At 67.6% G+C, this 7975-nt stretch carries 8 protein-coding genes; 2 read left to right on the top strand and 6 right to left on the bottom strand.

Features of this window, described 5'->3' with window-relative positions; all coding sequences use genetic code 11:
- Positions 1 to 119 precede the first annotated feature (119 nt).
- Positions 120 to 677: a hypothetical protein gene (locus tag LzC2_RS18895; RefSeq protein ID WP_171189588.1), complete on the top strand. Its 558-nt coding sequence runs from the start codon at positions 120 to 122 to the stop codon at positions 675 to 677.
- A gap of 101 nt (positions 678 to 778) precedes the next feature.
- Here LzC2_RS18895 and LzC2_RS18890 read toward each other — a convergent pair whose 3' ends face one another.
- The 3 genes from LzC2_RS18890 to LzC2_RS18880 all read right to left on the bottom strand — a co-directional run bounded on the left by LzC2_RS18890 (position 779) and on the right by LzC2_RS18880 (position 4415).
- Positions 779 to 2248: a type I 3-dehydroquinate dehydratase gene (locus LzC2_RS18890; protein ID WP_171189587.1), complete on the bottom strand. Its 1470-nt coding sequence runs from the start codon at positions 2246 to 2248 to the stop codon at positions 779 to 781.
- A 124-nt stretch (positions 2249 to 2372) separates the two neighbouring features.
- Complete coding sequence (locus LzC2_RS18885) at positions 2373 to 3881, bottom strand: sulfatase (RefSeq protein ID WP_171189586.1); 1509 nt, start codon at positions 3879 to 3881, stop codon at positions 2373 to 2375.
- A 228-nt stretch (positions 3882 to 4109) separates the two neighbouring features.
- Complete coding sequence (locus LzC2_RS18880; protein WP_171189585.1) at positions 4110 to 4415, bottom strand: carboxymuconolactone decarboxylase family protein; 306 nt, start codon at positions 4413 to 4415, stop codon at positions 4110 to 4112.
- 261 nt (positions 4416 to 4676) lie between these two features.
- Between LzC2_RS18880 and LzC2_RS18875 the strand changes: the two genes are divergently transcribed.
- Positions 4677 to 5195: an exonuclease domain-containing protein gene (locus LzC2_RS18875; RefSeq protein ID WP_171189584.1), complete on the top strand. Its 519-nt coding sequence runs from the start codon at positions 4677 to 4679 to the stop codon at positions 5193 to 5195.
- 45 nt (positions 5196 to 5240) lie between these two features.
- Here the strand turns inward: LzC2_RS18875 and LzC2_RS18870 are convergent, their stop codons facing one another.
- From LzC2_RS18870 to LzC2_RS18860, 3 genes are all read right to left on the bottom strand, one after another.
- Positions 5241 to 5885: a hypothetical protein gene (locus tag LzC2_RS18870; protein WP_171189583.1), complete on the bottom strand. Its 645-nt coding sequence runs from the start codon at positions 5883 to 5885 to the stop codon at positions 5241 to 5243.
- A gap of 64 nt (positions 5886 to 5949) precedes the next feature.
- On the bottom strand, positions 5950 to 6642 hold the full coding sequence (locus tag LzC2_RS18865; protein WP_206678799.1) for a low molecular weight phosphatase family protein: 693 nt from the start codon (positions 6640 to 6642) through the stop codon (positions 5950 to 5952).
- An 8-nt stretch (positions 6643 to 6650) separates the two neighbouring features.
- A partial coding sequence (locus LzC2_RS18860) for a YheT family hydrolase (protein WP_206678798.1) occupies positions 6651 to 7975 on the bottom strand: 1325 nt, incomplete at its 5' end.

Raw genomic sequence — 7975 nt, 5'->3', positions numbered from 1 at the left:
CAGAATCCCCCCGCGGACCCACCGTCGTCGCAACAGTTCGCGGGCGTCGAGGGTGGGTGGGCGCTGTGGCTCCGTCGCTGCATTTTCTCCCCGCCCACCTTCTCCCAAACGTAGCGCGCATGATTGACGCCCGCGAACTGTTGCGACGACGGTGGGTCCGCGGGGGGATTCTGGCGGCGTTCGCCGCGGGGCTCTGGATGGTCGCCGTCGACTGGTCGTGGTTTATGGAAGACTGCCCGGACTGCGGGCTGCACCGGGATGTCGTCCAGTACCGCGTGTTCGCTGTTCCGATTCAGGAACGTTTTATAGACGAAGAATATCTCCTGCAAAAGGTCGCGAGGGACCTCGGGGTTCCCTGCCTTCACCCGCGGATGTCGGCGTCGAGGTTCCATAAGCATCGTTGGTGGGGTCTGATTTATTGTGCAGCCCCGTGCTGGAACGGGACGTGGTATCTCGCCTCGGAGTCCGACTGGTACGGCCCGAATGAATCCGCGCGGGTCTTCGCCCTTGCGAAAGAAGAACCGGCCCTGCCGGCGGAGTTTTCGCGTAGGCTGCTCCAAGACGTTCAATACTGGGATCTCCCGGGAGACCGCGAGTTCTTCCGGTCCGTGTTGGATCGGGCGGACGTTCGTTCCCCTGACGCCGGTCTTGCCGCCGAAGCCGTCACCTCCCCGTGACCGCAACCCCTGCTGTGCCGGGATGGCGAAAGCGTCTCGACTCACGCATTGCGATGTAGACCCGTCTTTTGCATTCGTCTCCGCGGTCATTGCAACGCCTTTCACTCGCCCCCTGGCCACGCTTCCCCGGTCACCTTTTCAAACAGCCGGGAGAGCACGGCGGCGGCGACGGCGGACGGCTCGGTGATCGTGCAGGCGTGCGTGCGGGCGGCGGCGAGGAAGTCGGTCTCCGCCCAGATCGCCGTGGCGTCCGCAACCGTCAGGCGCGGCTCCAGGCCGGCGTGGTTGTAGGCCTTCGGACCTTCCCCCAGCGGCACCGGGGCCGGCGCGTTCGCGCCCCGCTCGCCGCGAATCAACACGTCCGTGTGGGTCGAATACACGGCTCGCCACTGCAACGCCCGCGCGTTCAGTCGCTGGGCCGTCGTCGCCGCCGCGGCGTCGTCCGGGTCCGCGATCGCCAGGGTCGCCCCCCGGTCCATTAGCATTCGGGCCAGCGCCTCCGTGCCGATCCCGGCGCCCAGCAGCGTGATCTGTCGGCGCTCCAGGCTCCCGCCGCAGGTCGCCGTCAGGGCATGGATCAGCGCGGCGCGGGACGACACCCGGCCCCGCCAACCGTCTTTGGCCTGCATCGCCACGGTGGGCACGGCCCGGCCGTCGGCGTCGTCCAGCGACAGCGGAGCGAATTGCGACCACTCCTTCGCCGCCTCCGCCGATAACGCCGGCCCCAGCGCCGCCACTCGGATTTTGAGGATCCGCAGCATGTCCGGCAGATGATCGAATTTGCCCACCTCCAACGGCAACGCCCGCTGCGGGACGCCGGCCGCGGTCGCCGCGGCGTTCCAGCTGCGGCAGGCCGAACCTTGATCGCCGTTCGTAGCGCCCCGATCGGGGAAGCCGGCGAAGGCGACGAACCGGGTCTTCTTATCGATCGCGCGGGCGTCGTAGACGCTCTCCAGCGCCTCGACGGTCGGCTGGCCTTCGACGTCCTCCATCCCCTGTTCCAGCGCCGCGTAGATCCAAGGCGAACCCAGCATGCGGGCCAGTAAGCTGAACGTCAGCCCGCCCCCGCCGATGCCCTGGCCGACGACCGGCACGGACAGCTTCTGCGAGACGGCGTAGATCAACGGCCACGCCGCGGCGAGATCGGGCGTCGGCCAGGTGAACTTCACCGCGTCGGCGTGCAGTTCTTTCACGGCTCGATCCACCGTCGCGGCGATCTTCTTGAGCGGTTTGTTCGGACTGTGAAAGGCGACGAGGCGCTTCGTCTCGCCGAATCGCGGCAGCGCCTCGGCGGCGTCGGGGTCCAGTTCGACATAGGCCGGACCCGCGATGATCGCCTGCCGCAGCAGGCCCAGGCGGTGCGTCTCCCCGCCGTCGTACTTCCCCCCGTACTGCGTGCTGCGACAGGAGACGATCACCGGCTTGGGACAGGCCGCGAGCAGATCGCCGACGTCCGGGTCTTTGGTGAGGTGGTCGAGGCACAATTCCACCAAGTCCGCCCGGCGAGCGGCGTTGAGCAGATCGACCTTCGCCAGCGTCCGGCTGGTCGGCGTGACGGCGATACAGAGCACGGGGCAGGGCTTTCGTTCGACGCGGCGAAGCCGACAGCACGCGGCCGACGGGGCGCGGGGCACGCCCCGTTGTACCTGCACGCCGCGTTCCAACGCACCCACACGGCGGGGAGTGAACAGGGCATCAGTCGGGGAGATCGTTGTCGCGGATCTCGGCCAGTCGGTCCGTCAGCAGGCCGCGGTAGCGGGCGACCGTCTCCGCGAACGCGGGGCGGTCGGCGAGGTTGTGAAATTGCTGCGGGTCCGCGTGCATATCGAACAATTCCAAGCCGCCGCCGGCGTCTTCGTCGTATTGAATGAACGCGAACCGGTCGTCACGGAGCAGAAATCCCCGCCGCATCGGCGCCACGCAGAAGGCCCGCTCGCGCACCTCGGCGTGCGGATCGTCCAGCAGCGGGGAGAGGTCCTTCCCCTGCAACCGGGCCGGCGGCTCGAACCCGCAGAGGCTCAGCGTGGTGGGGAACAGATCGATGAGTTCCACGAAGCTCTCGCAGACCGCCGGCGCCTTGCCGGGCACGCTGACGATCAGCGGCACGCGGGCGGATTCTTCATGCAGGCTGACCTTCGCCCAGAAGTCGTGCTCGCCGAGGTGATAGCCGTGGTCGCTGGTGAAGATCACGATCGTGCGGTCTCGCCGGCCGGATTCCTCCAGCGCCCGCATCACCTTGCCGACCTGGACGTCCATAAAGGCGACCGAGGCGTAGTACCCGCCGAGGGCTTTCCGCTGGCGGCGGAGATCCATCTTCATATTGACGCTCGTCTTATAGTTGATGCCGGGCTTGGGGATGTCGTCCCAGTCGTTCTCCAACCGCTCCGGCAGGGCGAGGTTTTCGTAGGGCAGGAACGGCTCGAAGTACGGGCGGGGAGCGACGAACGGCACGTGCGGCCGCACGAAGCCGACGCCCAGCCACAGCGGCGCGTCGCGCGGCTCCTTCAATAATTCGACCGCTTTGGCGGCCGTCATGCCGACCGAGTGGGCCTCGTCGCCGGCGTCCGCCTCGACGACCACGAAGGTGTTCCCGCCGACCACGGGGCGTTTGCCGTTCGGGTTGCCTTCGAGCGTCTCGCCGTCGCCGGCGGCCCGCCATTCCGGGCCGGGGCTATTAAAGCGAGCGGTCCAGCTTTGGGCGTCGTCGGCGCCGTCGTAGGCGCGGGGATCGGTCACCCCGGCTTTCGCCTCGACCCCGCCCGGCACGCCCATATGAAAGATCTTGCTGACGCGTTTGGAATCGTACCCGCGGTTCTTATAGAACTCCGGCCAGGTCTCCCGATCGCCGATCTGCGGGCGGGGGCTGACGTAGCCGAAGACTCCCGTGGCGTGGGGGTAATAGCCGCTCAGCATCGAGGCCCGCGACGGCCCGCAATACGTCGCCTGACAATACGCCCGGGTGAACCGCGTGCCCTCCGCGGCGAGGGCGTCGATATTCGGCGTCTCGCAGACGGTGTTGCCGTAACAGGAGAGCGCCCCGGCCGTCAGATCGTCCGAGATCAAAAACAGCACGTCGTACGGCTCGCCCGCCGCGGCAGCCCCCGTTTCCTCTTCATCGGCGAGCGCCGACTCGGACAAAAAGATCGCCGCGGCCAGCGTCGCGAGCAGGAGAAAGAGCGACCGGGGCGTCGTGGGGCGGGTCATGGGAGGCCGGTTTCAATCGGGGATTCAGGTGCCGGCCATGCTTGCGCGGCTGGGGAGCGATGGGAAGGGGGCGCCCGCTAATGTAGGCGCTCTGATTATGATTTGTTGCAATACCAGCCCGACGCGCAAGCGTCGGCCGTCGGCCTAACCGACGGAATCGTCCCGCACAGGTGATCGAAACCCCGCACGGCCGACGCTTGCGCGTCGGGCTCGTATTGACGCCCTTCCTTAATGATCCATGCAGTGCGTGCCGTGGGTGACGGCGCCGCCGGCGCGGAGGGCGGCGGCGACCATCACGGTCTCGGCGATTTCCTCGTCGGTATTGCCGGCCGCTTTCGCCCGTTTGGTGTGGATCTCGATGCAGTAGGCGCACTGCGTGGTCAACGCGACCGCGACGGCGATCAGTTCCTTGGTCTTCGCCGGCACCTTGCCTTCGCCGAGGGCGGCTTTGTCGAACGCTTTGAACGCCTCCCAGGCGTCCGGGGCGAGGTCGGCGTACTTCGCCAGATCGCGCATATGTTTCATGTCGTACATGGGAGCGCCTCGTGCGTGGTGTGTGGTGTTTTGAGAAGCCGTTTGCGTCACGGAGAGCCTACCGGGGCGACGCGAATGCATAAAGCGGCTCCGGGGCGTCCGTGAGACGGTCGGACGCCGCGGCGGCTTGGCGTTTCGCCGACCCGGGGCGACCTCGGCCATCCGGCCGAACAGGCGCGGGCGGGAACTGGTTCGGGCCGTTACCTTGAGAGGCCCGGGCGGCCGGCGCCGCCCCCATCGCCCGCCACGCAGGAAACGACGATGCCGTACGTCATGGTCGACATCGAAGCCGACGGTCCGATCCCCGGCGATTATTCGATGGTCTGCTTCGGGGCGGTGATCGTCGAACCGGACCTGAACCGCACCTTCTACGGCAAACTTCGGCCGATCTCGGATCAATTCGTCCCGCAGGCGCTGGCCGTCAGCGGGTTCTCACGCGAGGAGTGCGAGGCGTTCGACGATCCGAAGAGCGTGATGGAACAATTCCGTGACTGGTTGAAGGCGAACTCGAAGGGGCGGCTGTTGTTCGTTTCGGACAACAACGGGTTCGATTGGCAGTTCGTGAATTGGTATTTCCACCACTTCCTCGGCTCGAACCCCTTCGGCTTCAGTTCGACCAATCTCGGGTCGCTTTATAAAGGGATGGAGAAGGACACGTTCGTGAGCTTCAAGCATCTCCGCCGCACGAAGCACACGCACCACCCCGTCGACGACGCCCGCGGCAACGCCGAGGCGCTGCTGGAGATGAAAGCGATGGGCCTGAAAATCAGCCTGCGATAGCGGCTGATCTGGATTCGCTTTTGTCGTCGCGTGTTGAGGTGATCCTCAATTCCGGGGCGCCGCGTCTTCAACGGCGGTCGAACCTTGCCAGAACACTTGAATCGAGGCGATAAATCGCGAATCGCTCTCCAATGCAGGATTAATCACGACGCGCAGGAATGCAATTCCACCGGCCGGGTCGGGATCGGTTTGAGCCAGAAACGAAGGGAGGAGATCGGGCGGCGCCTGTCGCCACTGATCGAGCGCCGTTGCACCGTCGATCTTCGTCGGTTCCGGCAGGTCCTCATCGAGCCAGTCTTCCTCTTCTTCAAACGATTCGCCCGGCGCGAGCACGTCCTCTTCCATGCCTTCGAACGCGTGTAAGCCCCATTCCCGAACGACGGGCAGGATCGCTTTAAACAGCTCTTCGGCGGAGAGCGGCTCGCTACGAACCCGGATCGAGCGGAGCGATCGGTCTCGCCCTCGCACGTCGGCGACGACCGAGGCCGCATCGAAGCGAAGTCGGTACCGATCCGTGAATTGCAGATCCACGCTGCGGGGGCCGATCGCGTATTCGCGATCCAGTCGCTCAAGGTCAATCCCAATGAGGGCAGCCTCCTCCTCCGTCATCTCCGGTCCCGGGGCCGGCGTCCATTCCGATAGATTCAAAACGTCGATCGGCGCCTTGGACTGCGTGAAGTCGATCTGCAAGGCGGGAGTCCGATCGGGGACGGCGTCGTTCTCGGGCGCCGTCGTGATCGCGGCGGGGGGAAGGTTATGGTTTGACTAACCGCACCTTGGAAAACGCGTACAACAACTCTCGCCCGATTTGGGCGGTGCGTTCGTCGTAGCGGGTCGCTTCCTGGGGGGTGTCGTCGGCGACCTTGGGGTCTTCGTAGGGCAGGGCGAGGCGGAAAGCGGCGCCGGCGACGACCGGGCAGGCCTCGTCGGCGTCGGTGCAGACCATAATTGCGGCGAAGTCCGCCGTGGGGTTCGGCGGGGTGTCGTACTTCTTGGAGAAGTGCACTGCGGCCGGGGTCGAGTCGGAATAGGTCGCCGTATAACGCGGGTTCGTCTCGGCGTCGTCGGATTCGATCTGCACGCCGGCCCGTTGGAGGGCGGCGACGGCGCGGGGGTTGAAGGCCGTCGCCTCCGTGCCGCCGGAGAAGGTCTCCACGCCGCTCACCCTGTAATGCGTCGCGGCGACCGCGGCCCAGAGCTGCCCCAGATGGCTGCGGCGGGAGTTATGGGTGCAGATGAACGTCAGCCGCACCGGCTCCCCGGCCGCTCGCTTCTCCGCGACGTACCTTGTGAGCCGCTCCAGTTCCGCCTTGCGGGCGGCAGGGATCTGGTCGAATTCCTCCGTCCGGGCGAGGACGTAGGTCTGCAACTCCGGCAGCATGGCGGGCGATTCGAGCGGGGCGGCGCCGGCGAAGATCGTGAGCGCCAGCAGAGCGAAGGAAGGCATGAGCGGAGTCAGCGGGGAGTCGAGACGAAGGAGCCGGGAGCGCCGGACTCTCCGTTGACTCTCTCGGACTCCCGGCGGGAGTCCGCCGTGGCTGGGCCGTCGGTGGGGGGCGGAGTGGGGACCGGCGCCTCGGCGGGGGCGGTCAGCCAGTCGATCACCCGCCAGTCGCTCCAGCGGCGATCCGGGTCCGGGTGATCGCCGGGGGGCTTGCGGGCGATGTACCCGAGGTGGCCGCCGCCCTCGCAAACGTGCATCCGCACGCCGGGGCCGGGCTTCAAACCGCGGACGACCTCGGCGGGCACCAGCGGGTCATCTTCGGACGTGAGGATGAGGGTCGGCGCCGTGATCTGGCGGACCAGCGGGGCGGCGCTTTCCCGGGCGTAGTAGTGATCGACCGATTCATACCGCCAACCGGGCACGGTGAGGGCAGCGTCGAAGTCGCGCATGCGACGCGGCCGGGCCTGCTGCAACGCCCGCACCTGACGCGAACAGATCGTCGGCGTGTTCGTCACATGTCGGGTCAGGTGCTTGGCGAAGTGCCGATCGTAGAACCGCTGCACCGGCCCGGTGAGCGAGTCGCAGCAGGCGGCGAGGTCCGCGGCGGGGTTCAAGGCGACGCCCCGCAGCGGCACGTCCGGCAGCGCTCCGGGATGCAGGGCGTACGGGGAGGCGATGCGGGAATCGCCGTCCAGCCGCTCGTCGCCCGGAGTTCCCTCGCCCGGGGCGTCGTGCGACGGGCCGGCGCCGTGCTCGCCGAGGGCTTTGAGCACCATGTTCCCGCCCATCGAGAACCCCGCGATGCCCAGCGGGGAGCCGGGGCACAGTCCGCCGGGGCCGCACAGGAACCACGCCGACGCTCGCACGTCGCCGCTCAGGCCGGCGTGATACGGCTGCCGGGAGAGGTCCGCCCCGGCGCCGCAGGTGCGATGGTCCATGCGGAAGGCCCGCACGCCGCGAGCCGCCAGCTTGGCGGCGATGCGCACCATGTACGGGCTGTCCGCCGATCCGCCCAGCCCGTGCACCAGCAGGGCGACGGGATCGCCGAGGGTCCAGCCGCGCGGTTTCAGGTCGTGCAGCGCCAGGGCGTCGCCGTCGCCCAAATCGACGCGATGCCGGCTGGCGACCACGCCGGGCAGGGGGGCGAGGTACGGGCCGGTCCCCGGCCAATACACCGCGGCGAGGGTTTGGGCGTGCCCGCCGCGCAGCAGGCGGTGCGAACGAAACGGCGGCGGATCGAACGCCGGCATGCCCGAGGCGGCGTGACGGAACGGATCGCCGGGGAGGTCCGGCCTCGGGCATGCCGGCGTTCGATCCGCCGCCGTTTCGTTCGCAC

Source organism: Alienimonas chondri (genome assembly GCF_013036045.1).
Classification (GTDB): Bacteria; Planctomycetota; Planctomycetia; order Planctomycetales; family Planctomycetaceae; genus Alienimonas; species Alienimonas chondri.
Note: the sequence above shows the minus strand (reverse complement) of the source record. Positions and strands in the feature narration are given on the sequence as shown.